The organism is Ochrobactrum teleogrylli, assembly GCF_037482325.1.
Classification (GTDB): Bacteria; Pseudomonadota; Alphaproteobacteria; order Rhizobiales; family Rhizobiaceae; genus Brucella; species Brucella teleogrylli.
Genome location: NZ_JBBHKQ010000001.1, coordinates 2,039,586 through 2,064,634, shown reverse-complemented (window position 1 = coordinate 2,064,634; position 25,049 = coordinate 2,039,586). Strand labels below are relative to the sequence as shown.

Sequence of the window (25,049 nt, the reverse complement as noted above, 5' to 3'; positions counted from 1 at the left end):
CTCATTGAAAATCAACCGACCACATGTTCGGCAGGCGGGTTCTGCACCCGGAAGAGCTTGCCGCGTTCGGCGATCAGCACGCAGATCAGCGCGACGAAGCCAAGCACGCCATAGCCCATGGCGACCGGCGTCGTAGTGCCGTCGAAGGCCTGACCGATGATCGCACCCAGCGCAGCACCGATGACCGTCTGGGCAAAGCCGAGAACGGACGATGCCGTGCCTGCAACTTCACCAAGCGGCTCCATCGCAAGCGCGTTGAAATTGGCCGTCACGAGGCTGAACGAGAACATGATGGTCATGTAGATCGCCATCAGCAGCGGGAACGGCACCGGATCGACCAGCACGATCGACAGCACCATCCAGAGCAGGCTGAAACTGGTGAAAACCAGCAGCATGGACTGGGAGATGCGGCGCATGCCGTACCGTCCGACGAGGCGGGAGTTGAGGAACGACGCCAGCGCCAGTGTCATGGCGACCGCAGCAAACGCCAGCGGAAAGTAGGAGCCGAGCTTGTAGATATCAACGAAGATTTGTTGGGCGGAATTGATATAGCCGAACAGCGCGCCGAGGATGAACGACGTGCCAAGCATGTAGAACAGCGCGACGCGGTTCGACAGCACGATACCGAAGCCGCCGATCACGCTTTTGATGGTCAGCGGGCGGCGCTGGTCTGTGGGCAGCGTTTCAGGCAGGCGGATGAAGGCCCATATGCCGACGATCAGCGCCATCACGGCCATGGACAGAAAGATCAGGTGCCATTCGCCAAACAGCATGATCAGCTGTCCGGTGGCGGGTGCGACCACCGGCAGGATCATGAAGATCATCATCACCAGCGACATGACTTCCGCCATCTGGCGACCGGCAAAACGGTCGCGCACCACTGAAACGGCAATGACGCGGGTGCCCGCGGCACCCAGTCCCTGAAGCACGCGCAATATGATGAGCGTGGTGAAATCCGTGACCATGGCGGCACCGAGCGCGGCCAGCACATAGATCACCAAGCCGCCGAACAGTGGCAGACGGCGACCGAAACGGTCGCTGAGCGGTCCATAAAACAGCTGCGAGACACCGAAGCCCAGCAGATAGGCGGTGATCACGAATTGCACATGGTTTTCAGACTGCACGCCGAGGCTCGCGCCGATCTGCGGCAGGCCGGGCAGCATGATATCAACCGCCAGCGCATTGATGGCCATGATAGCCGCGATCAGTGCAATGAATTCGCCGCGCCCGTGTATGGAGGTCTTCTGGTCCGGCGAGGCGTTCTTTATGTCGATCGGCATGACTGACATTCCTTGGCATACTGACGCGCCGCGCCAGTAAAGGGCGGTACGAACGTCGAAATCTCGAAAATGAGGCACCCGGCAGAAACTGCCGTCGGATAAAAACGAAAAGGCGCCGATAAACGGCGCCTTTTGTAAAAAGCTAAGACTAAAGCCGTATGACCGGCTATTAATCCTCAAGCAGCCTTGGTGGCAATACCTTTATCGGTAAAAAGTGCTTGTAATTCGTTGGACTGGAACATTTCGCGCACGATATCGCAGCCACCGACGAATTCACCCTTCACATAAAGCTGCGGGATGGTCGGCCAGCTGGAATATTCCTTGATGCCCTGGCGAATCTCGTCGGAGGCAAGCACGTTCACGCCCTTATAGTCGACGCCAAGATAGTCGAGGATCTGAACGACCTGACCGGAAAAGCCGCACTGCGGAAAGCCGGGCGTGCCCTTCATGAAAAGCACGACGTCGTTGGTCTTCACTTCATTGTCGATGAAATCGTTAATGCCGGTCATCTCGTTTCCTTTCAGAGCGTGTGCCCAATGTCGTTGGAACATATGGGGCCGCATCACGCTTCAAACAAACTCGCCGGGTCGATTTCCGGCTTAATTGGGAGGTCTCTCCCAATATAATCATTTCCATGCTCGTAACCACCCCGTGCGGGTGAAAGCAAGTCAAATACGCGCGAAGTGCCGGATTGAAGGGGCAACATCTTGCCGCAGCAGATGCCGTCCGCTCAATAAGCGCTTCGGTTCACTCCGGAACGCTGGTCTGCAAGGCAAGCGCGTGAAGCACGCCGCCCATATTGCCCTTCAGCGCGTCATAGACCATCTGGTGCTGCTGCACGCGCGACTTGCCGCGGAAGCTCTCCGCGACCACTTCGGCTGCATAATGATCCCCGTCACCGGCAAGGTCGCGGATCGTCACCTTTGCGCCGGGAATCCCTTCGCGTATCAGTTTTTCGATCTCATGTGCGTCCATAGCCATGCAAATACTCCCGCCGTTTCCAGCTTCTTGTTACCCATCGAATCGTATCGCACCATCGTGGAACGTCAATGTGTATCTGTCTAATGTTTAAATGCCACACAGGTGGTCCATACAGGCAAAACGCCCGGATGAGATGTTCATCCAGGCGTTTTAACTTCTGCTGGTTCAGCGACGATCAGTTATCGCTGACCAACTCACCGCTCATGAAGCCCGGGAACCAGTCTTCGAAAGCCCGCGTCAGTTCGGTAACGCCGACATTGACGCTATCGCCGATGGTCAGACGGTCGCCACCGACCTGACCCAGAATGCGGAACGGAATGCCTGCACCCTCGGCATTGAGCGCGATGAGCTTGGCCATTTCCGGCGTGGCGGCGATCACATAGCGCGCCTGATCTTCACCGAACAGAACAGCGTGCGGCAGGCCGTCACCAGCATTGAGGGTTGCGCCCTTGCCAGACTTGATCGCCATTTCGGCGACAGCGATTGCCAGTCCACCGTCGGAAAGATCGTGGCAGGCCGTAACCTGACCATTGCGGATTGCCGAGCGGACGAATTCGCCATTGCGCTTTTCAAGCGCGAGATCGACGAACGGGGCAGGGCCGTCGGCACGGTCGAAGAGATCGCGCAGATAGACCGACTGGCCGAGATGCGTGCCGTCTCCGCCAAGCAAAACCAGCGTGTCGCCGTCCTGCATGCCGCCGATCTTGGCCGTTTGCGTCCAGTCCGGAATAAGGCCGACACCGGCAATGGTCGGCGTCGGCAAAATGGCCTGACCGTTGGTCTCGTTATAAAGCGAGACATTGCCCGAAACGATCGGGAAATCGAGCGCGCGGCAGGCTTCGCCAATGCCTTCTATGGCCTTGACGAGCTGGCCCATGATTTCCGGCTTTTCAGGATTGCCGAAGTTCAGATTGTCGGTCGAAGCCAGCGGCTCTGCGCCGGTCGCGGTGATGTTGCGCCAGCATTCGGCAACCGCCTGCTTGCCACCTTCGAAGGGATCGGCTTCGCAATAGCGTGGCGTCACGTCCGACGAGAAGGCGAGCGCCTTGGTGTCATGGCCTTCAACGCGGATCACACCGGCGTCGCCGCCCGGAACCTGCAGCGAATTGCCCTGAATGAGCGTATCATATTGCTCATAGACCCAGCGGCGCGACGAAAGGTCAGGCGAGCCGATGAGCTTGAGAAGCGCTGCCGAATAGTCTTCCACCTGCGGCACATTGCTGGCCGGGAGTGGCGCATGCTTGCCCGGTTCCATCCACGGACGATCATATTCCGGCGCTTCGTCGCCCAGATCCTTGATCGGCAGATTGGCGACTTCTTCGCCTTGATGAATGACGCGGAAACGCAGATCGTCAGTCGTCTTGCCGACAATGGCGAAGTCGAGACCCCATTTGCGAAAGATCGCCTGGGCTTCGGCTTCCTTTTCCGGCTTCAGAACCATGAGCATGCGCTCCTGGCTTTCCGAAAGCATCATTTCATAGGCGGTCATGTTCTCTTCGCGAACCGGAACATGATCGAGAATGAGTTCGATACCGAGGTCGCCCTTTGCGCCCATTTCAACAGCAGAACATGTGAGGCCCGCCGCACCCATGTCCTGAATGGCGATGACTGCGCCTGACGCCATCAGCTCAAGGCAGGCTTCAAGCAGGCACTTTTCGGTGAAGGGATCGCCGACCTGAACGGTGGGGCGCTTTTCTTCAATCGATTCGTCGAATTCAGCCGAGGCCATGGTCGCGCCGCCGACGCCGTCACGGCCCGTCTTGGCGCCAAGATAGACGACCGGCAGGCCGACGCCCTTGGCTTCCGACAAAAAGATGCCGTCATGCTTGGCAAGACCGGCTGCAAAAGCATTGACGAGGATATTGCCGTTATAACGCTTGTCAAAGTTCACTTCGCCGCCAACGGTCGGCACGCCAAACGCGTTGCCATAGCCGCCGACGCCGGACACGACACCGGACACCAGATGGCGGGTCTTCGGATGATCCGGCTCGCCAAAGCGCAGCGCATTCATCGCAGCAACGGGACGCGCGCCCATGGTGAACACGTCACGCAAAATGCCGCCCACGCCGGTCGCCGCGCCCTGATAGGGCTCGATATAAGACGGGTGGTTGTGGCTTTCCATTTTGAAGACGACGCAATCGCCGTCACCAATGTCCACGACGCCTGCATTTTCGCCGGGGCCCTGAATGACGCGCGGACCGGTGGTCGGCAGCGTGCGCAGCCATTTCTTCGAGGACTTGTAGGAACAATGCTCGTTCCACATGGCCGAGAAAATGCCGAGTTCAGTAAAGCTCGGTTCGCGACCGATCAATTCGAGGATGCGCTGATACTCGTCCGGCTTGAGACCGTGGGATTCGATAAGTTCCGGCGTGATATCGCGCTTATTGGAAATAGTCATGGAGATGAGGGACCCCGTCGCAGGCTGTGGCACCCGGAAACTTCTGGCGAAGGGCGGACACCTAAGGTTTCAAGGGGTCTCTTTAACCTAACTCTGTTGGAAGCGCGACAGGAAAATGCCGCTTTCCCGGCCTGATTCAGCATCTGATTGCATCGAAACTCTATCAGCCCGGCAAGCGGCAGCGTTTACACGCTGCCCTCATAGCCCGCCTGTTCGTTTTCAAGCAGACGCCGCAGCGTCAGAAAGCTGTCTTCGACAATGTTCCTGTCTATCGGTGACGAGAAGGCGACGCGCACGCGGTGGTAAATCTGATCGACGCGACCGGCTTTGAATTCGTCCTCATCGTCAATCAGAATGCCGCTTTCATAGGCCGCAGCCTTGAATGTGCCGGAGAGCCATGGCTCGGGCAGTCCCATCCAGAGAAAAGGGATATTGGGGCGGGACACGAAATCGAAGCCGGAAAACACGCGGCGCGCTATTTCTTCACGCGCTCTTGTTTCTATACGGCTTTTTTCGCGGATATCGTCGGCGGCGCCGGACAGCACAAGCTGTGCGCCGGTTTCAGCCAGCAGAAAAGCCACGCCGCCCGTCATCATCTTGTGCGTGACCTTGACCCGTTGCGCGCAATGCGAAGGGCAGGCGGCCCAGCCGCTGCGTATGCCAGCGGCTACCGCCTTTGAGAGGCTCGACACGACGAAAGTGCGCTCCGGTGCAAAGCTTGCCAAGAGCGGAATGTCGCTTTCGCACATGCTGCCGTAAATGTCGTCCTCGATGAGCCAGACATTATACCGCCGCGCAATATCGGCTATCGCGCGACGACGCTCCGCCGTCATGGTCGCAAGCGTCGGATTGTGCAGCGTTGGCATGAGAAATGCCAAAGTAGGGTGCTGCTGGCGGCAGGCGCGCTCGAATTCCTCCGGGATGAGGCCGTATTCATCATGCGCAGCCTGAATAGTGCGACGACCGAGAAGTCGCACCGAACGGCTGATCTGCGCATAGGTCAGGTTTTCAAACAGAATGCGGTCGCCCGGATTGGTGAAAGCCGTGATGATGGCAATGCTTGCGGCCTGCGCGCCATTGGTGATGACGATATTGTCGAGATCCGGCTGCCAGTCGGCCCTGCCGAGCCATTTCTGGCCCGCTTCCAGCCAATGCTGCGGAAACTGACGCGAATAGTTGGCAATCTCCTGCGGAAAATCGCGGTGAATGTCGGCGCTGATCCGCGCCAGCACATCGTGCTGGCCGACTTCCGGCGCCGAGGTGGAATCGAGCCGGATTTTACCCGTTGGCACGTCAGCCGGTTTCGTACCAATCAGTCCGGGCGGAACCAGCCCGGATTCGGACGACTCTTCACCTAGCACATAGGTGCCGCGCCCGACTTCACCGGTGACGAGGCCACGCTCATGGGCAAGCGCATAGGCGCGCCCGATTGTACCGATTGTCACCTTCAAATCGTAAGCGAGATTGCGCTGCGGCGGCAGTTTCACGCCCGCAGGCAATCCACCATTGCCGATCGCTTCCTCAATCGCATCCGCCAATTGCAGGTAAAGCGGGCCGGTTTTGCACGATAGGTCAGGAATCCAATTTGTCATGGTGACAACTTATAAATTGTATCGGTTACGGAGTCAATTATAGAGTCATTTCGCAGCCGATTGATGCCCCTATATCCAGATTGCCGTGAATGACCTTCAAATCTGGCCCCCTATGGCATCAGGCGCGCACATGAATGGACGGAACGATGTTTTACTTCAGACTGCAGACAGAGACAATAGATACAATTTCCCCCATGCCGGATGCGGATCGTATAAGCGAACTGCCCCGTGGGTTGCATGCTCAACTGGAGGCTGCGTCGGGGGAAGCGACGGATGCGGGCCTGCTGCGTCGGCTCTTCAACTGGCTGTCACACAAAAGCATGATGCGTCGCAGTCGCCTTGCACTGTTCGAAATGACCGAGGAGCAGTTGCGCGATATTGGCCTCAGAAGAAGCGAAGCCGAGCGGGAAGCGCGCAAGGTACGTTTTCATCTGCGCTGAAATTCCCAAACCCGCTCCGGGCTTACGCGCATGCAGGAACATGCCTGCAATCGTCGAGCTCTATATGAGCAGTATCGAAATAATGGCTATGGCAAAATAGCGAGGCAGAAATCCAGCGCAAGTACTTGTAATTGTTCATATTGGTGAATTTGGTAGCATCCTAATCATCAATCCATTCGCATGAAGCTAATGTTTGAAAAGAGGAGGCTGCTGTAATGAACTACATCAGGCCAACCAATGATGTGATTGACGCAATTACTATTCTGCCGGAAGTCGATATTGCGAGTGATTTAAGCAAGGGCTTGCGCGCTCGGTCAGTTTCGGTTGTGCCGCACAGGATACGCAAGGCTTGGACAGGGCTTGTCGATAAAGTCCGGGCATCTTCGTCAAGACGTCGGACCCGGAAGATGCTTATGGAGCTGGACGATAGACAGCTTAAAGACATTGGCATCAGGCGGGACGAAATCTGAAGCTTTGAAACGGGAAGCGACCGCCTGCGCTGCCAAGAACGAATTCGATGTGAAGAACTGAAACACACATTCGCTGTCGTCGACAGCTGTTATAGAGATGACCCCTCCCGCATTTTTGCGGGAGGGTTTCAATTTTAGCAGCCCTTCTGGCCAGATGCCCAGCGGTTGACGTCACTGAGAATGCGGTTGCCGTGGCTTTCCTGGAGCATCGGGCCGAAGGTTTCGACACGGGCGGGATTGCCTTCCGCCTGAACGACTAGCAGCGGGCGCGCTGCCGGATTGTGCCCCGGCACGACGAGGATACGCGGACGACCGCTGAAAGAATTGAGTTCCGGTGCCAGCGAATAGCTGCGGAAATCCTTGTCCTTCGATTTGAACCAGCAGCTATTGGCGGCCAGTGCAATGCGTTCCATCGTCGGTAGCGCAGCCTTGCTGACATTCTGCGTGACTGGTCCACTGGCCGGACGCGGCGTACAGGCCGCAAGAAGCGCAATCGCAGGCAAGGCGATGAAAGCGATGGTCTTTTTCGTCAAGAAACGAACTCCAAAAGGGCGTGCCACCGGGGAGGACTGGAGGCGCGCAGAGGGGGAATAATGACAGGAAGGGGCGGCGCAGCGGGCTCTCAGGCCAGCTGCGGCATGAAGGCCTTTAGTCCATCGCTCATCTCGTTCCAGATGCGCTCAAAAGCCGGATGTTGCTTTGCCTTCGCGGCATAGGCATCGAATTTCGGAAACGCGTCCAGCAAATCCGGCTTTCCCGAAAGCTTCTTCAATGGTTCCATGAGAAAGCGCACCGGTAGCAGCCAGGCATCAGCCAGCGTCGGCTCTTCGCCAACGGCATAAAACGTATCCGGGAGGCGATGTTCGATCACCGACAGGCCCGTATTCAGTTTTTCGAACAGGCGGTCGATGGTTGCGCTGTCACGCTCCGGTTTGCTCAGCAGGATGAACAGCTTCATCGCCGGTCCAAGAACTTCCAGCTCCACAACGCGGGCCAGAAGCCGGATCAGCGCGCGCTGGCGCGGCGTGCCGGGCAGGAGCGGCTTTTCAGGAAAATGATCTTCGAGATATTCGGCAATCACAACGGCTTCAAAAAGCGTTTCGCCGGAACTGGTAATCAGCACGGGAACACGGCGCAAAGGCGTGATTTCACCGAAATCGGCCGGGAAGGGATAGGGCAGTGTGATCGGCTTGAAAGGCAGGTCCTTCAGATAGAGAACGCTGCGCACGAAAGCGGAGTAAGGAGACAGAGGCCGAGAATAAAGCTGCATGATTTTGTCCCCCCGATTCGGTTGCCAAGGAATTCTCCCAAGGCAAAACTGCCACGAAAGCAGGCGACAAGCTAGACTGGTTTTCGTCGTCGAGGGTGCGGGCAGGGAACGTTATCTTACCGGCAATGCAATTCGGTGAAGAAAATGAAAAAGGGCGGTCTCATAGAGAACCGCCCTTCTTCGAAACTTATCAGGCTGCGATGCCCAGCGCGCCCGCAAAAAGCGCCCGCCCATCGTCGCCGCCATGGGCCGCTTCGATCAGATTTTCCGGATGCGGCATCATGCCAAGCACATTGCCGCGCGCATTGACGATACCGGCAATATCATTGACCGAACCGTTTGGATTGGTGCCTTCCGCATAACGGAACACGACCTGACCTTCGCCTTCGATACGCTTCAGCGTCTCGGCATCGGCGAAATAATTGCCGTCATGATGCGCGACCGGGCAGCGGATGATCTGGTTCGGCTGATAGCCACGGGTGAAGGCGGTGTTCGCATTGCTGACTTCAAGCTTCACTTCGCGGCAGACGAACTTAAGCGAGGCGTTGCGCATCAGCGCGCCCGGCAGCAGTCCGGCTTCAACGAGAATCTGGAAGCCGTTGCAAACGCCCATGACCATGACGCCCTTGTCGGCCTTCTCACGCACGGCCTGAAGAACCGGCATACGGGCCGCAATTGCGCCGCAGCGCAGATAGTCGCCGTAGGAGAAGCCGCCGGGGATGAGGATCAGGTCGACATCGTCCGGGATGCTGGTATCGGTCTGCCAGACAGTGACAGGAGCCTGACCGGTGATCTTGGTGAGCGCTGCGATCATGTCGCGGTCGCGATTGAGGCCGGGAAGGAGAATGACAGCGGATTTCATGAGCGTCTGCTTCCTTTGTTTGGCTCAGCCGATGGCGATGGAATAATCTTCGATCACCGTATTGGCGAGGAGCTTGTCGCACATGGCCTTCAGGTCTGCTTCGGCCTTGGCCTTGTCGGTGCCTTCGAGTTCGAGGTCGAACACCTTGCCCTGACGGACCGAATTGACGCCGGCGAAACCGAGGCTGCCGAGTGCGCCGACGATAGCTTTGCCCTGCGGGTCCAGAACGCCGTTTTTCAGTGTAACGGTGACGCGTGCCTTGATCACTCTTAAGTTCCTGTAGCTCTAGATTTGGTTCTTACAACTTCAGATGAAAATCTGGAATTGCCTGTCGCGAACGAAACAGCCCGGAAGGTGTCTGTCTTAGCGGCTCCCGGGCTGATCGGATTACTTCACAAGCACAGGGCCGGAAGGACGGGGCGAGTCATTCTCGTTCATGATGCCGAGACGGCGCGCCACTTCCTGATAGGCCTCGACCAATCCGCCCATATCGCGGCGGAAACGGTCCTTGTCTAGCTTGTCATTGGTATTGATATCCCAGAGACGAGCCGAGTCCGGGGAGATTTCGTCGGCGACGACGATACGCATCATGTCGCCTTCCCACAGACGTCCGCATTCGATTTTGAAATCGACAAGCTGGATGCCGACGCCAAGAAACAGACCGGAAAGGAAGTCGTTGACGCGAATGGCAAGAGCCATGATGTCATCGATTTCCTGCGGGCTGGCCCAGCCGAATGCCGTAATGTGTTCTTCGGTGACCAGCGGGTCTTCGAGCGCATCGGCCTTGTAATAGAACTCGATGATCGAGCGCGGCAGAACCGTGCCTTCCTCGATGCCGAGGCGCTTGGACAGCGAGCCTGCTGCAACGTTGCGGATCACGACTTCAAGCGGAATGATTTCCACTTCTTTGATCAGCTGCTCACGCATGTTGAGACGGCGGATGAAGTGGGTCGGAATTCCAATGCGGTTCAGCTGCGTAAAAATATATTCGGAAATGCGGTTGTTGAGTACACCCTTTCCGTCCACGACTTCGTGCTTTTTCTTGTTGAACGCGGTTGCATCGTCCTTGAAGAACTGGACAAGCGTTCCTGGCTCGGGGCCTTCGTAAAGAATCTTGGCCTTGCCCTCGTAAATACGGCGGCGACGGTTCATGGCTTTTCTCGGATTTCCATATCTATGGTGATCGGCTCTAAGCCGCTATTCTCGCGGGCTACCTATAGCAAATAAGGGCTTTTAACAATCCTGCTTCGTGCCCGTTCCCCCGTTTTCGGTGATTCTGAAACGCGTTTCGATCCGATTCTATCAGCCTGGCACTCCAATCCTTTGTTTTGGTGCGCATCTTCTCCGAAAACGGTTTTACACTTTTCGGGATGCGTTCTCATGCAAGATTATGGACGAACAGCAAGAAATTGATTTGCCGCTCTTGTATAATCTTGCGCCCCTTGCCAGCTTTAGGCAAGAGAATGGGTGACGATCTCATTCCTAATGGCAGTTGTTGGGAGTTTTGTGAATGACGACAGGTATGGATGATCGCCGCGATGCTTTCGAAAAGAAATTCGCGCACGATGCTGATTTACGCTTCAAGGCCGAAGCGCGCAGAAACAAGCTCCTCGGATTGTGGGCTGCCGAGCGTCTTGGCAAAAAGGATGGCGAGGCCGAGGCCTATGCCCGCGATGTCATAGCAGCCGATTTCATCGAGGCCGGTGATGACGATGTGTTTCGCAAGATCCGCACCGATTTCGACGAAGGCGGTGTCACCGATAGCGACGAAACGATCCGCGAAAAAATGCAACTGTTCCTAGAGGAAGCGATCCGTCAGATACAGCAGGATTGATATCATGGGGTGGAAGTGCGGCTAGTGCTTCCACCCCATTTTTATTTACCTGCTATTGTGAAATGCCGTTCTTATGAAATGAAGGAAATTCCTATGTCCCTGTCTTCGCGTCTGCGTGCCGGTGAAACCGTGCTCTCCGCGTGGTCGTCTCTCCCTGAGCCGCTGACGGTCGAAATCCTTGCACACACCGCCTTTGACGCCGTGACGCTGGACATGCAGCATGGCGGTCATGACGAGGCGAGTGTGCTGCGCAGCGTCGGTCACGTGCTGAATGCCGGAAAGCCGCCGGTGGTGCGTATTCCGGTGGGACGCTTCGACATGGCAAGCCGCGCACTGGATTTCGGCGCGGAGGCAGTGATCGCTCCAATGATCAATTCCGCCGAAGATGCGCGCAAGTTCGCAGCAGCCATGAAATATCCGCCGGTGGGCGAACGTTCATGGGGTGTTTTCCGCGCCAATGCCGATTATGGCACACCCGGCTCCAACGATTATCTGACCACGGCAAATCAGGACACGCTGGCTTTCGCGATGATCGAAACGCGTGACGCTTATGATGTGCTGGATGCCATTCTCGATGTGCGCGGCATTGACGGTGTCTTCGTCGGCCCCGCCGATTTCTCGATTGCCTGGAGCAATGGACGCGAGGCCAACCCAAATTCCGACGCCATTGTCGAGCCGATCAGCAATATTGCGCGCAAAGCCGCTGCCGCTGGCAAGATCGCGGGCATTTATTCGCCGTCGCCGGAATTTGCGCGACGTTATATTCCGCTGGGTTTCCGTTTCGTGACGGTCAGCAATGAGGGCGGCTACCTCCGTCTTGCTGCACAACAGCTTGTGGACGCCGTTCGCGCCTGATTTTAGCTTGCATTGTTGACTACCAAAAAGGCGGGTTCAAACCCGCCTTTTGTTTCAGTGCTGCTTGGGTGCTTGTAGCTGCGTCATAAACTCCGCAAACACCATGGAGCCTTCCGGCCATGGTCCGTGACCGGAATCCGCGTTGATATGACCCGACTCGCCCGCATCGATCAGCATGGCGCCCCAATCCTTCACGACATCTTCGGCTGCTTCGAAGCTTGAGAAAGGATCGTTGCGGCTCACGACCGTGATGGTCGGGAAAGGCAGTCGGTCGCGCGGATAGGGGCCGAAGGTCATCAAATGCTTCGGGCGGATGCTTTCGTTCGAAACATCTGGCGGGGCAACGAAAAATGCGCCCGCGATCTTGTGCTGGATCAACGGCACGGCATGCAGGGCTGTGGCCACGCCGAGAGAGTGCGCAACCAGCACTATCGGCTTGGTGGCCGCATTCGCCGCCTTGACGACTTCGCCCACCCAATCGTCGCGAACCGGCTTCGACCATTCGGCCTGCTGCACGCGGCGCGCTGTCGAGAGTTTGTTCTCCCAACGGGTCTGCCAGTGGTCAGGGCCGGAATTGGTGTAACCGGGGATGATGAGGATATCTGCGTCTTTGACTTTCATAGCACCCATTTAGATTGCCTTTGTGACTTCTTCAAGCACCGGCGATGCCGCTGAATGTTACGAATGATGAACAGCCTGTTCTCAGATCGCGATCTTGTGAACGATCCCGCAAACAGCGATGTTTAGCGGGAACAGAACGCGAAGGAGAGCATAGGCCATGACAATCAGCAGACGTTCGGTGCTTGGCGCTACGGGAGCTGCTTTAATGGCCGGTATAGTGCCCGCGCGTGCAGACATGCCGTCGAAGGAGAATGATATGACACAGCAATTGAAGACGCCGGTTGCCGAGACGACCCGTCCGGTTGCTCCGCTTCCATTTGCCATGACTACGCCAATGCGCGTGGCGCGTATTGGTCTCAAGGCACGCGATGCGGAAACATTGGCCGAATATTATCGCGACGTTGTCGGCTTGCGCGAAATGAGCCGCCGCGGCGCTTCCATCGTGTTGGGCGCTGGGGATCGCGAACTGATGGAAATCGAACAGTTTTCCGCTGCTCGCGCGGATGATCCGCGCAGCGCCGGGCTATACCACACGGCGTTCTTGCTGCCGACGCGTGGCGATCTGGCGCGCTGGTCGCGCCGGGCTATCGACAAGCAATTGCCGGTTGCCGGCGCTTCAGACCATGATGTCAGTGAAGCCATCTACCTGACTGACCCGGAAGGGAATGGCATCGAGATTTATTCCGACCGCCCGCATGAGAAGTGGCATTGGAATGGTGACCGCGTGAAAATGGGCACGGAAGCGCTCGACGTGCGTGGCCTGCTTGATGTCATCAAGACCGAAGGCGGAGAATGGACTGGCGCGCCGCAAAACACCGTTGTCGGCCATGTGCACCTGCGTGTTGGCAATGCGCATGAGGCCGAAACCTTCTGGCACAACGAGCTTGGGCTGGAGACGGTGCAGACCTATGGCGACCGGGCTGTGTTCATGTCCACGGGGCGTTACCATCACCATATCGCAGCCAATGCCTGGCAGAGCGCCGGTGCCGGTAAGCGTGATGCAGATCGTACCGGACTTGCCTGGGTTGAGCTGGAAGATACGCGCGGCGGTAACGATAGCTCCTTCGTCGATCCTTGGGGCAATGTGGTCAATACGATCAAGACCAAGGCCTGATAGAACCAATATCCCACAATAGAAAAGCCCCATGTTTTCAAAAACATGGGGCTTTTTTGTATACGGCTATCACTTGAGGCGTGATCGTTTCAGATCAGCCGGACACTTGTTTTCTCCCTCATCCTGAGCAGGCGCGAAGCGCCGTGTCGAGGGCGAGGGCAGGCGCTTTGCTTGTTTCCCTCTCCTTCGATCCTTCGACATACTCAGGATGATGTGCCGTTTTCAACGGCTCCTCAGGATGAGGGAAAGGCAGTGCCAGAGCCGAAATCTCCTCAACCGAAGACGCGTTTGAAAATCGTATCCACATGCTTGGTGTGGTAGCCGAGATCGAACTTCTCACGAATTTGCTCTTCGGAAAGGGCTGCGCGCACTTCCGTGTCTGCCAGCAGTTCTTCAAGGAAATCGGCACCCTGTTCCCAGACTTTCATGGCGTTGCGCTGCACGAGACGATAGGCGTCTTCGCGCGATACGCCTGCCTGCGTCAGCGCCAGCAGCACGCGCTGCGAATGCACCAGACCGCGGAACTTGTTCATGTTTTTCAGCATGTTGTCCGGGTAGATCACCAGCTTTTCGACCACGCCAGCCAGACGGTTGAGCGCGAAGTCGAGGGTGATGGTGGTGTCAGGTCCAATAGCGCGCTCGACACTCGAATGCGAAATATCGCGTTCGTGCCACAGAGCGACATTTTCCATGGCAGGCGTGACCGACATACGCACGAGACGGGCGAGGCCGGTCAGGTTTTCGGTCAGAACCGGGTTGCGCTTGTGCGGCATGGCGGACGAACCCTTCTGGCCCGGAGAGAAGAACTCTTCGGCTTCCAGAACTTCGGTGCGCTGCATGTGGCGGATTTCGATGGCGACATTTTCGATCGACGAAGCGATGACGCCAAGTGTTGCAAAGAACATCGCATGACGGTCGCGCGGAATGACCTGCGTGGAAACCGGCTCGGCTTCGAGGCCAAGCTTGGCGCAGACATATTCCTCAACGCGTGGATCGATATTGGCAAAAGTGCCGACAGCACCGGAAATCGCGCCGGTTGCGATTTCTGCGCGGGCCGCGACGAGGCGGGTGCGGTTCCGCTGCATTTCCGCATAGAAACGCGCGAAGGTGAGACCCATCGTGGTCGGTTCGGCGTGAATGCCATGGCTGCGGCCGATGCGCACCGTATCCTTGTGCTCGAAGGCGCGGGTCTTGAGCGCGGTCAGAACGCGGTCCATGTCGGCGAGCAGGAGGTCGGCAGCGCGAACCAGCTGGACGTTGAGCGTGGTGTCGAGCACGTCCGACGAGGTCATGCCCTGATGCACAAAGCGGCTGTCGGGGCCGATGAATTCGGCAAGATGTGTCAGGAAGGCGATGACGTCATGCTTGGTGACGGCTTCGATTTCGTCGATGCGAGCGACGTCGAACTTCGCGACGCTACCTTTTTCCCAGATGGTCTTGGCAGCTTCCTTGGGGATGACGCCCAGTTCGGCCAGCGCTTCGCAAGCATAGGCTTCGATCTCGAACCAGATACGGAATTTCGTTTCCGGAGACCAGATAGCGACCATTTCTGGCCGGGAATAGCGCGGGATCATGGGAGCGTCCTGTAGAAAGTGAGGGTTTAACGATTACGCGCGGCTTCCGCCGCAGCACGAATGGCGTCGATATTGGCGCGGTAGGTCTCGACCGAATTGCCTTTGTAGACAGCGGAGCCCGCGACGAGAATATTCGCGCCAGCTGCAACCACCGAGCCTGCGGTTTCCGGCGTCACGCCACCATCGACTTCGATGTCGATCGGACGGTCTCCAACCATTTCACGGACGCGCTTGATCTTGTCGAGCATCGGCGTGATGAATTTCTGGCCGCCGAAGCCCGGATTGACGGTCATGACGAGGATCAGGTCTACATCGTCCAGAATATTGCTGATCGCTTCGACCGGTGTTGCCGGGTTGAGCGCGATACCGGCCTTCTTGCCGAGCGCACGGATCGACTGCAGCGAGCGATGCGTATGCGGTCCGGCTTCTGCGTGCACGGTGATCAGATCGCAGCCTGCATCGGCAAAGGGTTCCAGATAGGGATCGCACGGCGCAATCATCAGATGCGCGTCGAAGAATGCCTTGGTGCGCGGGCGGATCGCTTTCACCACCTGCGGGCCGAATGTGATGTTCGGCACGAAATGTCCGTCCATGACATCGATATGGATCCAGTCGGCACCGGCTTCCAGCACGGCATCGACTTCTTCGCCAAGACGGGCAAAGTCGGCGGACAGAATGGACGGGGCAATGGCGATGGGGCGCATGGCGATAGTCTCCTTGGCAGCGTGGCTTGCCCGTATCATATGAACAGCAAAAATCCTATCCCCAGCGCTTGTGGAACCACATCCACTGGCCCGGATATTCGCGCACCCATTGCTCGACCGTGTCATTGAGCAATTGCGCGGTGGCGTCGATATCGATCTGGCCCTTGTCGTCGCGTGGCAATTCCATGCGCTCGTAAAGTTCAAGCCGATAGCGTCCGCCGGGCAGGCGGATACAGCGCGCCGGATAGACATCGCAATCATATTGCCGCGCAAGCTTGGCCAGCAGCGGATTGGTCTTCACCGGGCGGTTGAAGAATGTGGAAGGCACGCCACGCGAGAATTTCTGGTCAACGAGCATACCGACATTGCCGCCATCGCCGAGAATACCCGCCAGCGCCCAGGCAGCGCCTGCCTTGGAAGGCACGAGATGGCCCATATTGGTATGGCGCGCTTTCAGAACCTTGTTGGCGATATAGGGATTGTTCGGCGGACGAAACAGTGCGGTGACATTCAGGCCGAATGTGGCTGCGCAGATCGGCAGCAGTTCGAAATTGCCGGTATGGGCGGTGAAGAAGATATGCGGCTTCTTTTCATCGCGCAGGCGTTCGAAAATCGGAATGCCATCGACTTCAATCAGGCCCGGCTTGGCAGCGTTCGGATCGAAATCGAAAATCGCATCGAGGAAAATATACTCCGCCAGCAGCCGCGCCATGGAATCCCACATGTCGCGCGCGATCACTTCGATCTCGGCGTCACTCTTTCCGGGATAGGCTTGGCGCAGATTGTTGGTTGCGATCTTGTGGCGCGGCGTCAGCGGCCCGATGAGACGGGCCACCTTGGCCGAAAAGCTGATGGCAGCTTTCGCCGGAAACAGGCGCAACAGGCCAAGCAGCACAAAAACGGCCTGAGCCCAGAGCCAGTAATTGAACTGCTTCAGCTTGCGCGACCAGCGAAAGAGCAGGAGCTTCAGTTTGAACATCATGACAAGGACGGGCTTCAGTCAATCTGGAGAATGATCTTGCCGAAGACGTCGCGGCCTTCCATGCGCTTCAGGGCCGTGTCGATATCGTTGAAATCGACAACCGTATCGATGACCGGGTGCACGATGCCGCGCGCCATTTTCTGCATGGCATCCGCCATGTTTTCCATGCGGCAGCCAAATGAGCCCAAAATCTTGAGCTGCTGCTGGAAGAGCTGCATAAGGTTCATGTTGGTCGAAACGCCCGAGGTCGATCCACAGGTGACAAGACGCGCGCCGCGCTTCATGCAGAGCATCGAACCGGCCCAGGTATCCGCGCCGACATGTTCGAAGACGACATCGACGCCCTTCTTCTTGGTCAGCTTGCGCACGACGCCTTCGAAGCGGTCTTCGCGATAGTTGATGACGTGATCGGCGCCGAGAGCCTTGGCCTTCTCGATTTTGTCGTCAGAACCGACCGTGGTGATGACGGTGCAGCCCATCTTCTTGGCAAGCTGGATCGCCGCCGAACCGATTCCCGAGCCGCCAGCCTGGACGAGAACGGTTTCGCCCGGTTCCAGCTTGGCATTGTCGAACAGCATGTGCTCGACCGTGCCGAAGGTGACAGGCGCGACGGCAGCGCCGATGGCGTCAACGCCGGGAGGTGCTGCCACGAGCAGGCGAGCCGGAAGGTTCACGGCCTCGCAGGCAAAGCCGTCGAGATGGAAACCATGAACGCCGCCGACATGTTCGCACAGATTGTCACGGCCTTCACGGCAGGCGCGGCAAAGGCCGCAGGTGCGCGCACCATAGATCGAAACAAGCTGGCCGGGCAGCAGATTGGAAACGCCGGGACCGACGGCATCGACAACGCCGGAAGCTTCCGCACCGATCACCAGCGGCATCTTGCGTTTGGCGAAAGCCATACCGCGCCAGCCCCATACGTCGATATGGTTCAGCGCGACCGCCTTGATCTTGACCGTGACTTCGCCAAGGCCGGGAGGCGGCGGCGGTGCAATGTCGGTGATTTCAAGGCGACGGTCGTCGAGAAGCTGCAAAGCGCGCATGGGCTCTTCCTTTCATGGCATGATCCCGGAGAGCTTCCGCCTTCCGGGATCATCAGGAAATTTAAAATTCTTTTGCCGGACGGATTAATTCGGATTTGCCGCCAAAACAAGGCTCGTATTCTGTCCGCCGAAGCCGAATGAGTTCGAAAGCACGGCGGAAACCTTGGCCTCACGCTTCACATTCGGCACAACGTCCAGCGGGATAGCCGGGTCTGGATTGTCGTAATTGATGGTCGGCGGCAGCGTCCCCGTCTGGATCGTGAGCAGCGAGAACACAGCTTCAATCGCACCGGCGGCGGTCAGCGTATGGCCGATCATCGACTTGTTGGACGAAACAGGGATGGATTCGATGCGTTCGCCGAATACCGTCGAAAGGGCCAGATATTCCATCTTGTCGTTTTCCGGCGTCGAGGTGCCGTGGGCGTTGATGTAGGAAATCTGGTCTTCGGTCAGGCCAGCATCAGCCAGTGCCGCGCGCACGGTGCCAATGGCAGGTGAGGCGTCCGGCTTGGAACGGGTGCGGTGGAAGTCGTCGGCCTTTTCGCCACAACCAGCCAGAATGCCGAGAACCTTCGCACCACGGGCGACCGCGCTTTCGAGCGATTCCATAACGAGCGCGCCGGAACCTTCGGCCATGGCAAAGCCGTCGCGATCCTTGGAGAAGGGCTTTGAGGCCTTTTCCGGCTTTTCATTCTGGGTGGACAATGCGGAAAGCAGCGAGAAGCGGATGAGCGCTTCCGCCGAAACAGAACCATCGGTGCCAATCGCCAGAACATGGTCGCTTTCGCCGCGACGGATCGCTTCAACGCCAAGCTGGATCGCTGTTGCACCCGAGGCGCACGCGGTGGAAAGCGTGATCGGCAGACCACGCGTGCCAAAGACTTCCGAAAGACGTTCGGCGATATAGCCGAACTGCGTCGTGTTGAAGAGTGCCTCGTGACGTGCACGACGGCAGGCTTCAAGCAGAAGCTGATAGCTTGCAGGACCTTCGTTCTTCACGCTGGCATCAAGCGCAAAGCGGCTTTTCCAGTCGAGTTCGACCGGCGGAGCGGCCAGAAAGAGCGGACCCCCGAAATTGGTTGTCGAAAGGCCGGACTGTGCAAGCGCCTCTTCACCGGCCAGACGTGCCAGCTTTTCCGACAGTGCCGACGCGCCGACTTCGCTTTCAGGAAGGAAATCGACCGTGCCCGCAAAACGCGTGTTCAGATTTTCCAACGGAAAACGGGTAATGCTGTGAATGCCCGAAACACCGCCGGTCAGCGCGGCCCAGTTATCTTCCTTGCCCTGTCCGAGCGAGGAAACAACGCCAGCGCCCGTGATGGCGACGATGGGGCGGCCCAGATGGTCTTTATATTTGGTCATCTTATGCTCTCACCAGCTTTGCGGCACCTTCGGCGCGCGTTGCTCCGACAGTGGTGACGACGGCTTCGCTGATTTTTCCATCAGCTGCCTTTTCCGACGCGTTCAACGGCGCAAAAGCCTCACCTTTCCAAACGGAAATGGCGGCCAGCGCCAGCGCCAGCGGGAATTGTGCTTCGCGCAAATGTCCGGTCAGGCCGGATATGCCGCGATAGGCTGCGGAAAAGCCGTCGAGTACGGATTTTTCGGCTTTGGTCGCGTCATGAGCGCCGGACGCGCCGGAAACGACATAAGCAGGCTCTTTGCCGCCATTGGCTTCGAGAACGAGGTCGCGAACGGTCTTTGCAAGATCGTCGCTTTCGCGGCGGATTTGCGTGGCAGCGATTCCCGCTACTTCCGCATAGGCGCGTGCGCCGCGCTTTGCCGCATGTTCGGCGTTTTCGAGGACGAGGAACACGCCGCCGGAACCTGAAATCATGCCGCCGCCAGCCGAGCCGTCACGCTCCCAGAGCGGAGCCCAGCCGTCATGCTTGAGCAATCCGCCCAATTCGTGACCGAGAATCATGTCGAAATGTTCGGCATTGTAGGAGCCGCCCACCAGAGCATGGGTGCTTTGTCCGGTGCGGATGCGGGCTGCCGCGGTTTCGATGGCTGAAATGCCGGAGCCTTCTTCACCCATGAAGGTGCGCGAAGAACCCGTCACCTTGTGCACGATGGAGATATTGCCAGCGAGCAGGTTGGAAAGCTGCGCCAGAAACAGGGTCGGACGCAGTTCGGTCGAGAGTTTCTCGTTCAGCATCACACCGCGATTATTGCTGGTGCGGCCTTCCTCAAGAATCTGCATATCGACGGTAATATCGCGTTCGCCGCCACCCGCGCCCACAACCATATCCATGGTCGCGCAGAGCGCTTCATCATCCTTCATGCCCGCATCTTGCAGCGCGAGACCTGCGGCATAGGTGCCGAGGCGCTGCCAGGTTTCCATCTGGCGCTGGTCGCCACGCTTTGGAATTTGCAGGCTCCAATCGACTTCGCCGAGTGGATGGACGGTGTAGGGAGCAAAGGCTTCTTTTTCGAGGCGCGGTTCGCTGCCTGCTGTCGAAAAAGCGTTCCAATGCACTTCAGCGCCTTCGCCGAGTGATGAAATGATGCCGATGCCGGTGATGACGACTTTATTGTTCTGCATGGGTCCGGTTCTGCCGTGATGAGGCCAAGGTCTATCCGAGAACTATCTTGCGCTCCAGAAACGGAATCAGGGCGAACATTGCTGTCCACCCTTCAATACCGTCAATTTTTCAGCGAGCTCAGGCCTTCTTGGCCGCAACCAGCTCGTCGATCTTGGCGCAGAGGTTCTTCAGCACGAAGTATTCTTCGGTCGGAACCTTGCCTTCGTTCACTTCCTGCGTCCACTGCTCAAGCGGAATCTTGATGCCGAAAGCCTTGTCGATAGCGAAGACGATGTCGAGGAAGTCGAGGCTGTCGATGCCCAGATCGTCGATGGTGTGGCTTTCCGGCGTGATGGTGTCACGATCGATTTCACTGGTTTCGGCGATGATGTCGGCGACTTTGTCAAAAGTAGAGGACAAGTTTCGATTCCTTTATTCCTGATGATGCCGCGAATTATAGGCATCTGATTTTTTCGTCGCATTTCGCAGCCAGCAAAAGTGCCGGGCACATTTGCTGGAAATGCTCTGTATGCGCGTGTCTAGCGTTTTTCCGGTCACGAGGAAAGTCATATTACTTTCAAGATCACCGGGCATTCGATGCGCATATAAGATACGAGACAAGCGAAGCGCAACATAAAGGCAATCTCAATTTTTTGAAATCACTTCATATGGCTCGTTTTGGTGGCTTTTTTAGCGCTTGACGAAATAGATCACCCCAATGAGCGACAGCGCTATCATGGCGCAGGCAAGCGCCGTTTCCAGCGGGCCGTCCTGTATGATGATAGCAACGAGACCCGATATGATGCTGGCCAGCGTGCCAAGCAATCCCGGCTGTTGCAACGTGGTGGTTATGGACGCGCTCTGCTGTTCAGCCTCCGGGGCCCCCTTATATGCCGGTTCATAGGAGTGCGGGAACGAAATACCTGCCGAATGAGCGGCGTCGATATCGTTGATTGGCTTTTCCGCCAGCGCCAGCGCGCGTGTTCGCACGCGTTCGACACGAGCCTGCCAGCCTTTGCCAAAGGTCGCGGCGGCGGCCAGTCCTCTGAGCCAGGCTGCACGTTCATCGGAAAGTCTGTCGATCAGGTCTTGCGGGGAGCGGGCGGAAAGTGCGGCAAATGTTGCTGGCCCGAGAAACCCGTCCTGAAGAACGCCAAGTATTTGCTGCAACATCTTGATCGCATGACCGGGGCCTGAATTGACCGCGAAGTCCAGCATGGCATAGTCAACGCCTGAGGGAAGACTGTCGCCATCGATCTTGTCCCAATACTGCTTTTTGTAGATTTCCGTTGCAGCGTCTTTCGTAAGATTTTTGACGTCTTGAGCAGACTCGGAATGACCTGTCCATTTCGAAAGAGTGCCGATAGTAATACCCATATTGGTTGCGCCGCCCGGATCAGCCGGATTGTCGACGTAGCCGCCTTCTTCCTGAAATATATAGGGCATAATCGTCGAGAAGTTTGAACGCATATCAATACCTTTATTAATTTATATTAGAAATATAAAGTAAGTATGGGCGCTGTATACTGTACGCTATCACAGAAATAGATGTAAAAAATATCGGAGGAATCGATTGCGATCAAGCAGCAACCCTCTTGCTTAAGAGCGTGCGATGCGGCTTGATGCGGTTCCCATAAATCATACTTTTACAGGCGGCAGACGTGACATCGGAAATTTTCGGACATGCTCCAGACGGGCAGGCGGTTCACCGGCTGACCATCTCCAACGGGCCGCTCACGGCCAAGATCATCACCTGGGGCGCGGCCATTCAGGATCTGCGTCTTGACGGGCATGATGCGCCGCTGGTGATCGGTTACCAGAATTTTGATGATTATCCGGCCCATTCGCCGCATCTGGGCGCGATTGCGGGTCGCTCGGCCAATCGTATTCGCGATGCGCGCTTTGTGCTGGACGGAAAGACTTATGAGGTGGAGCCAAACTATCTCGGCCGCCATAATCTCCATGGTGGCAGCAAGGGCCTCGGCAATCGCGTCTGGAAAGTCACCGGCAGCGGTGCCGATTATGTCACGCTTGCAACCGTTGCCGAAGATGGCGAAATGGGTTTTCCCGGCAATCTCAAAATCAGCTGCACCTATATGCTGAATGGCAATGGCGCCTTGATCGTGCGGCTGGAAGCCGTGACCGACAAGCCGACGATCTGCAATCTTCTGCACCACAGCTATTTCAATCTGGACGACGGCGGCGAAAGCGACATCCTCGACCATCAGCTGAAGATTGTGGCCGACGCTTATATGCCGGTGGATGAAGCGCTGATTCCAGACGGGCGCGTTCTGCCGGTCAAGGACACGGCATATGATTTCCGCGATTATCGCCCGATCCGCCATGCTGAAAACGGCAAACAGGTCGAGTATGACAGCAATTTTTGTCTTTCGGCGGCGCGTGTGCCGTTGCGGCTCTGCGCTTCTGTCAAGGCCGCGAAGTCCGGTGTGCGTATGGATGTGCTGACGACAGAACCGGGCGTCCAGTTCTATGCCGGCAATACGATGGCCAATGATTGCATCGGCCTGACGGGTAAGCCCTACGGGAAACATGCGGGCTTCTGCCTCGAGCCGCAAATTTGGCCCGGCTCGCTCGAATATCCCTATTTCCCGCAGGCCATTCTGCACCCGGGCGAAATCTACGCTCAGGAGAGCCGTTTCGCCTTCACCCGGGACTAATGGATGCTATCCGGCATAAGCGGCGCGCGCTGTTTCCATGGGCGTGAGCGCGCCGCGCGTTTCCACCACCCGGGCCGCGACGGCATGGGCCTTCTGCGCGGCTTCGACGGGTGAAAGCCGTTCCATGCGCGCGACAAGATAGGCACCGTTGAAGCTGTCGCCAGCGCCGGTCGTGTCCACGGCATTGGCGAAAACGGCAGGAACCAGTGTCTGTTCGCCACCCGCTGCAACCAGGGCGGGTTCGGTGCCGTCCTTGACGACAACTTCCTTCACGCCAAGGCTGATGAGGCGCTCGGCGCAGGCCTCGGCATTGGTGTCGCCGAAAAGCGCCTGTTCATCCGGGAAGGTCGGCAGAGCGATATCGGCAAGGCGCATCGCTTCACTGATGATCTCCTGCGCTGCCTTGCGATCCGGCCAGAGTTGATGACGGAAATTCGGATCGAAAGCGATCCGCGATCCGGCAGCGCGGCATTGCCGCAGCACGTCGAAAAAGGTTTCGCGATGTTCCGGCAGGACGATGGCGATCGAAATACCGGAAAAATAGATGATGTCGCGCCCGGAAAGGCTTTGCTCTAGCGCGGCTCTGTCGCTGGCCAGACGGCGCGCAGCGGCATCGCTGCGCCAATAGGTGAAGGACCGTTCCGCACCGCTCAGCGTGATCGCATAAAGGCCCGGATGCACACCGGCAATCACCGGGCTATGGGCAATGCCGATGCCGTTGGACGAAAAGAAAACGCGCTGTTTCTGCGAGAAATTGTCTTCGCCGAATGCGCTCACATAGTCGACCGGAAACGCTCTGTCTGTCAGCGCGCGAACATACCAGGCGGTGTTCAGCGTATCGCCAGCAAAACCCATGCGCCACTGGTCGCCTTCGCCGCCCGAAAGTTCAATCATGCACTCACCGATAGACGCGAAACCGCTCATCTTTTTCTCCTCAAATCGATTACAGACGCCTATACCAATTTTCTGTGATGTAAAATCGCTTTGTCAGTTGTCTTCCATCATTGTCATACAGGCTTTATCGACTTGCCACATTCGTTGTGTAACGATCCCGCGCCGTGCTGGGGTGAGACACCGTTACAGACCAAGGATTTGAAATGCGTTATGCAATCTATTTCACGCCGCCTTCCAGCGATGCGCTTTTGAAGGTTGCGGCCAATTGGCTGGGGCGCAACGCCTTTAGCGGAGAGCCTGTCAAGCTGCCGGCGATTCGCTCCCTTGGCACGGAAGAGATCGCATCGCTGACTGAAGAGCCGCGTCGTTACGGTTTCCACGCCACGATGAAAGCGCCGTTTCGCCTGAACGACAATCAGACGGAAAGCGAACTCCTGTCCGCATTGATGCATTTTGCCTCGTCGGTCGAGCCGGTCGTCATTCCACGCCTGAAGCTTCAGGCCATCGGGCCGTTCTTCGCGCTGGTGCCGCATGAACCTGTCACAGCATTGAACCAACTCGCCAATGATGTTGTCGTCGCGCTGGACCGCTTCCGCGCGCCGCTCAACGAAGCTGAAATTGCCAAGCGCCGCCCTGAACGCCTGAGCGAAGCGCAGCGTCACAATCTGGAGCGCTGGGGCTATCCATACGTTTTTGAAGAGTTCCGTTTCCATATGACGCTCACGGGTCCTGTCGCGGAAGGTGACCGCGCCAGGATCGAGCGCAGGCTGGAAGAATTCTTTGCGCCATTGCTGAACGACCCGGTCGAGGTTGCGAATCTCGCTCTGTTTGTGGAACCTGAGAAGGGCGCGCCCTTCGAGATCCATTCGCTGCATCCGCTGACAGGCGGAACCACGAAGACGCGCACCCAGCGGGCAGTGGGGAGGCCGTAA

General features: G+C 57.4%; 27 protein-coding genes. 7 read left to right on the top strand and 20 right to left on the bottom strand.

The annotated features are described in order from the left end of the window. Positions 1 to 11: 11 nt before the first annotated feature. The 5 genes from WIX40_RS09650 to WIX40_RS09630 form a co-directional block, all read right to left on the bottom strand. On the bottom strand, positions 12 to 1,280 hold the full coding sequence (locus WIX40_RS09650; protein ID WP_121535875.1) for a multidrug effflux MFS transporter: 1,269 nt from the start codon (positions 1,278 to 1,280) through the stop codon (positions 12 to 14). Positions 1,281 to 1,456: 176 nt separating this feature from the next. After that, positions 1,457 to 1,789, bottom strand: coding sequence for a Grx4 family monothiol glutaredoxin (grxD, locus tag WIX40_RS09645; protein ID WP_078338449.1), 333 nt, complete (start codon positions 1,787 to 1,789; stop codon positions 1,457 to 1,459). A gap of 238 nt (positions 1,790 to 2,027) precedes the next feature. Next, a complete protein-coding gene (locus tag WIX40_RS09640; RefSeq protein ID WP_007874594.1) occupies positions 2,028 to 2,261 on the bottom strand; it encodes a BolA/IbaG family iron-sulfur metabolism protein in 234 nt (77 codons plus the stop codon). Between the two features lie 175 nt (positions 2,262 to 2,436). Beyond that, positions 2,437 to 4,659: a phosphoribosylformylglycinamidine synthase subunit PurL gene (gene purL, locus WIX40_RS09635; RefSeq protein ID WP_121535878.1), complete on the bottom strand. Its 2,223-nt coding sequence runs from the start codon at positions 4,657 to 4,659 to the stop codon at positions 2,437 to 2,439. Positions 4,660 to 4,844: 185 nt separating this feature from the next. Then, on the bottom strand, positions 4,845 to 6,251 hold the full coding sequence (locus WIX40_RS09630) for an aminotransferase-like domain-containing protein (protein WP_121535881.1): 1,407 nt from the start codon (positions 6,249 to 6,251) through the stop codon (positions 4,845 to 4,847). A 134-nt stretch (positions 6,252 to 6,385) separates the two neighbouring features. Between WIX40_RS09630 and WIX40_RS09625 the strand changes: the two genes are divergently transcribed. Further along, positions 6,386 to 6,691: a DUF1127 domain-containing protein gene (locus tag WIX40_RS09625; RefSeq protein ID WP_109368821.1), complete on the top strand. Its 306-nt coding sequence runs from the start codon at positions 6,386 to 6,388 to the stop codon at positions 6,689 to 6,691. 215 nt (positions 6,692 to 6,906) lie between these two features. Continuing rightward, positions 6,907 to 7,161, top strand: coding sequence for a YjiS-like domain-containing protein (locus WIX40_RS09620; RefSeq protein WP_109368822.1), 255 nt, complete (start codon positions 6,907 to 6,909; stop codon positions 7,159 to 7,161). Between the two features lie 134 nt (positions 7,162 to 7,295). Here WIX40_RS09620 and WIX40_RS09615 read toward each other — a convergent pair whose 3' ends face one another. From WIX40_RS09615 to purC, 5 genes are all read right to left on the bottom strand, one after another. Further along, positions 7,296 to 7,694, bottom strand: coding sequence for a hypothetical protein (locus WIX40_RS09615; protein ID WP_121535884.1), 399 nt, complete (start codon positions 7,692 to 7,694; stop codon positions 7,296 to 7,298). Positions 7,695 to 7,783: 89 nt separating this feature from the next. Beyond that, positions 7,784 to 8,431 (bottom strand): glutathione S-transferase family protein, encoded by a 648-nt coding sequence (locus WIX40_RS09610; RefSeq protein WP_109368824.1) that lies wholly within the window; start codon positions 8,429 to 8,431, stop codon positions 7,784 to 7,786. A gap of 190 nt (positions 8,432 to 8,621) precedes the next feature. Beyond that, positions 8,622 to 9,293, bottom strand: a complete 672-nt coding sequence (gene purQ, locus WIX40_RS09605; protein ID WP_109368825.1) for a phosphoribosylformylglycinamidine synthase subunit PurQ — start codon at positions 9,291 to 9,293, stop codon at positions 8,622 to 8,624. A 24-nt stretch (positions 9,294 to 9,317) separates the two neighbouring features. After that, positions 9,318 to 9,560 (bottom strand): phosphoribosylformylglycinamidine synthase subunit PurS, encoded by a 243-nt coding sequence (gene purS / locus WIX40_RS09600; protein WP_124915641.1) that lies wholly within the window; start codon positions 9,558 to 9,560, stop codon positions 9,318 to 9,320. A 120-nt stretch (positions 9,561 to 9,680) separates the two neighbouring features. Next, positions 9,681 to 10,445 (bottom strand): phosphoribosylaminoimidazolesuccinocarboxamide synthase, encoded by a 765-nt coding sequence (gene purC / locus WIX40_RS09595; protein ID WP_109368827.1) that lies wholly within the window; start codon positions 10,443 to 10,445, stop codon positions 9,681 to 9,683. Positions 10,446 to 10,803: 358 nt separating this feature from the next. Here purC and WIX40_RS09590 point away from each other — a divergent pair, with 358 nt between their 5' ends. Then, the gene (locus WIX40_RS09590; protein ID WP_109368829.1) at positions 10,804 to 11,127 is read left to right on the top strand and encodes a DUF1476 domain-containing protein; all 324 of its coding nucleotides are present in this window, start codon (positions 10,804 to 10,806) and stop codon (positions 11,125 to 11,127) included. Between the two features lie 87 nt (positions 11,128 to 11,214). After that, positions 11,215 to 11,982, top strand: a complete 768-nt coding sequence (locus WIX40_RS09585; RefSeq protein ID WP_209445956.1) for an HpcH/HpaI aldolase family protein — start codon at positions 11,215 to 11,217, stop codon at positions 11,980 to 11,982. A gap of 54 nt (positions 11,983 to 12,036) precedes the next feature. Here the strand turns inward: WIX40_RS09585 and WIX40_RS09580 are convergent, their stop codons facing one another. Next, a complete protein-coding gene (locus WIX40_RS09580) occupies positions 12,037 to 12,603 on the bottom strand; it encodes an alpha/beta hydrolase (protein WP_121536296.1) in 567 nt (188 codons plus the stop codon). A 157-nt stretch (positions 12,604 to 12,760) separates the two neighbouring features. Here WIX40_RS09580 and WIX40_RS09575 point away from each other — a divergent pair, with 157 nt between their 5' ends. Beyond that, positions 12,761 to 13,717: a VOC family protein gene (locus WIX40_RS09575; RefSeq protein ID WP_371830779.1), complete on the top strand. Its 957-nt coding sequence runs from the start codon at positions 12,761 to 12,763 to the stop codon at positions 13,715 to 13,717. A 272-nt stretch (positions 13,718 to 13,989) separates the two neighbouring features. Here the strand turns inward: WIX40_RS09575 and purB are convergent, their stop codons facing one another. The 8 genes from purB to WIX40_RS09535 form a co-directional block, all read right to left on the bottom strand. Continuing rightward, positions 13,990 to 15,291 (bottom strand): adenylosuccinate lyase, encoded by a 1,302-nt coding sequence (gene purB / locus WIX40_RS09570; protein WP_121535896.1) that lies wholly within the window; start codon positions 15,289 to 15,291, stop codon positions 13,990 to 13,992. A gap of 26 nt (positions 15,292 to 15,317) precedes the next feature. Beyond that, positions 15,318 to 15,995 carry a ribulose-phosphate 3-epimerase gene (gene rpe / locus WIX40_RS09565; RefSeq protein WP_109368833.1) on the bottom strand — a complete coding sequence of 226 codons (678 nt, stop codon included), beginning with the start codon at positions 15,993 to 15,995 and terminating at the stop codon, positions 15,318 to 15,320. A gap of 55 nt (positions 15,996 to 16,050) precedes the next feature. Then, on the bottom strand, positions 16,051 to 16,977 hold the full coding sequence (locus WIX40_RS09560; RefSeq protein WP_121535899.1) for a lipid A biosynthesis lauroyl acyltransferase: 927 nt from the start codon (positions 16,975 to 16,977) through the stop codon (positions 16,051 to 16,053). 14 nt (positions 16,978 to 16,991) lie between these two features. After that, entirely contained in the window at positions 16,992 to 18,020 is a 1,029-nt protein-coding gene (locus WIX40_RS09555; RefSeq protein ID WP_121535901.1) for a zinc-binding dehydrogenase, read from the bottom strand. Between the two features lie 84 nt (positions 18,021 to 18,104). Beyond that, positions 18,105 to 19,382, bottom strand: a complete 1,278-nt coding sequence (locus tag WIX40_RS09550; RefSeq protein WP_121535904.1) for a beta-ketoacyl-ACP synthase — start codon at positions 19,380 to 19,382, stop codon at positions 18,105 to 18,107. Position 19,383: 1 nt separating this feature from the next. Continuing rightward, positions 19,384 to 20,565 (bottom strand): beta-ketoacyl-ACP synthase, encoded by a 1,182-nt coding sequence (locus WIX40_RS09545; RefSeq protein ID WP_121535907.1) that lies wholly within the window; start codon positions 20,563 to 20,565, stop codon positions 19,384 to 19,386. Positions 20,566 to 20,683: 118 nt separating this feature from the next. Then, positions 20,684 to 20,965 (bottom strand): acyl carrier protein, encoded by a 282-nt coding sequence (locus WIX40_RS09540; protein WP_078338469.1) that lies wholly within the window; start codon positions 20,963 to 20,965, stop codon positions 20,684 to 20,686. A 270-nt stretch (positions 20,966 to 21,235) separates the two neighbouring features. Then, on the bottom strand, positions 21,236 to 22,015 hold the full coding sequence (locus WIX40_RS09535) for a glycoside hydrolase family 108 protein (protein WP_121535910.1): 780 nt from the start codon (positions 22,013 to 22,015) through the stop codon (positions 21,236 to 21,238). Between the two features lie 191 nt (positions 22,016 to 22,206). Here WIX40_RS09535 and WIX40_RS09530 point away from each other — a divergent pair, with 191 nt between their 5' ends. Next, positions 22,207 to 23,223 (top strand): aldose epimerase family protein, encoded by a 1,017-nt coding sequence (locus tag WIX40_RS09530; RefSeq protein ID WP_121535913.1) that lies wholly within the window; start codon positions 22,207 to 22,209, stop codon positions 23,221 to 23,223. Positions 23,224 to 23,229: 6 nt separating this feature from the next. Here WIX40_RS09530 and WIX40_RS09525 read toward each other — a convergent pair whose 3' ends face one another. Next, complete coding sequence (locus WIX40_RS09525) at positions 23,230 to 24,147, bottom strand: sugar kinase (protein WP_121535916.1); 918 nt, start codon at positions 24,145 to 24,147, stop codon at positions 23,230 to 23,232. A 173-nt stretch (positions 24,148 to 24,320) separates the two neighbouring features. Here WIX40_RS09525 and WIX40_RS09520 point away from each other — a divergent pair, with 173 nt between their 5' ends. Continuing rightward, positions 24,321 to 25,049, top strand: coding sequence for a DUF1045 domain-containing protein (locus tag WIX40_RS09520; protein ID WP_121535919.1), 729 nt, complete (start codon positions 24,321 to 24,323; stop codon positions 25,047 to 25,049).

Coding starts and splice junctions, on each gene's coding strand:
- WIX40_RS09650 (WP_121535875.1), bottom strand. CDS start 1,280: ATGCCGATCGACATAAAGAACGCCTCGCCGGACCAGAAGACCTCCATA.
- grxD (WP_078338449.1), bottom strand. CDS start 1,789: ATGACCGGCATTAACGATTTCATCGACAATGAAGTGAAGACCAACGAC.
- WIX40_RS09640 (WP_007874594.1), bottom strand. CDS start 2,261: ATGGCTATGGACGCACATGAGATCGAAAAACTGATACGCGAAGGGATT.
- purL (WP_121535878.1), bottom strand. CDS start 4,659: ATGACTATTTCCAATAAGCGCGATATCACGCCGGAACTTATCGAATCC.
- WIX40_RS09630 (WP_121535881.1), bottom strand. CDS start 6,251: ATGACAAATTGGATTCCTGACCTATCGTGCAAAACCGGCCCGCTTTAC.
- WIX40_RS09625 (WP_109368821.1), top strand. CDS start 6,386: ATGGACGGAACGATGTTTTACTTCAGACTGCAGACAGAGACAATAGAT.
- WIX40_RS09620 (WP_109368822.1), top strand. CDS start 6,907: ATGAACTACATCAGGCCAACCAATGATGTGATTGACGCAATTACTATT.
- WIX40_RS09610 (WP_109368824.1), bottom strand. CDS start 8,431: ATGCAGCTTTATTCTCGGCCTCTGTCTCCTTACTCCGCTTTCGTGCGC.
- purQ (WP_109368825.1), bottom strand. CDS start 9,293: ATGAAATCCGCTGTCATTCTCCTTCCCGGCCTCAATCGCGACCGCGAC.
- purC (WP_109368827.1), bottom strand. CDS start 10,445: ATGAACCGTCGCCGCCGTATTTACGAGGGCAAGGCCAAGATTCTTTAC.
- WIX40_RS09590 (WP_109368829.1), top strand. CDS start 10,804: ATGACGACAGGTATGGATGATCGCCGCGATGCTTTCGAAAAGAAATTC.
- WIX40_RS09580 (WP_121536296.1), bottom strand. CDS start 12,603: ATGAAAGTCAAAGACGCAGATATCCTCATCATCCCCGGTTACACCAAT.
- WIX40_RS09575 (WP_371830779.1), top strand. CDS start 12,761: ATGACAATCAGCAGACGTTCGGTGCTTGGCGCTACGGGAGCTGCTTTA.
- purB (WP_121535896.1), bottom strand. CDS start 15,291: ATGATCCCGCGCTATTCCCGGCCAGAAATGGTCGCTATCTGGTCTCCG.
- rpe (WP_109368833.1), bottom strand. CDS start 15,995: ATGCGCCCCATCGCCATTGCCCCGTCCATTCTGTCCGCCGACTTTGCC.
- WIX40_RS09560 (WP_121535899.1), bottom strand. CDS start 16,977: ATGATGTTCAAACTGAAGCTCCTGCTCTTTCGCTGGTCGCGCAAGCTG.
- WIX40_RS09555 (WP_121535901.1), bottom strand. CDS start 18,020: ATGCGCGCTTTGCAGCTTCTCGACGACCGTCGCCTTGAAATCACCGAC.
- WIX40_RS09550 (WP_121535904.1), bottom strand. CDS start 19,382: ATGACCAAATATAAAGACCATCTGGGCCGCCCCATCGTCGCCATCACG.
- WIX40_RS09545 (WP_121535907.1), bottom strand. CDS start 20,565: ATGCAGAACAATAAAGTCGTCATCACCGGCATCGGCATCATTTCATCA.
- WIX40_RS09535 (WP_121535910.1), bottom strand. CDS start 22,015: ATGCGTTCAAACTTCTCGACGATTATGCCCTATATATTTCAGGAAGAA.
- WIX40_RS09525 (WP_121535916.1), bottom strand. CDS start 24,147: ATGAGCGGTTTCGCGTCTATCGGTGAGTGCATGATTGAACTTTCGGGC.
- WIX40_RS09520 (WP_121535919.1), top strand. CDS start 24,321: ATGCGTTATGCAATCTATTTCACGCCGCCTTCCAGCGATGCGCTTTTG.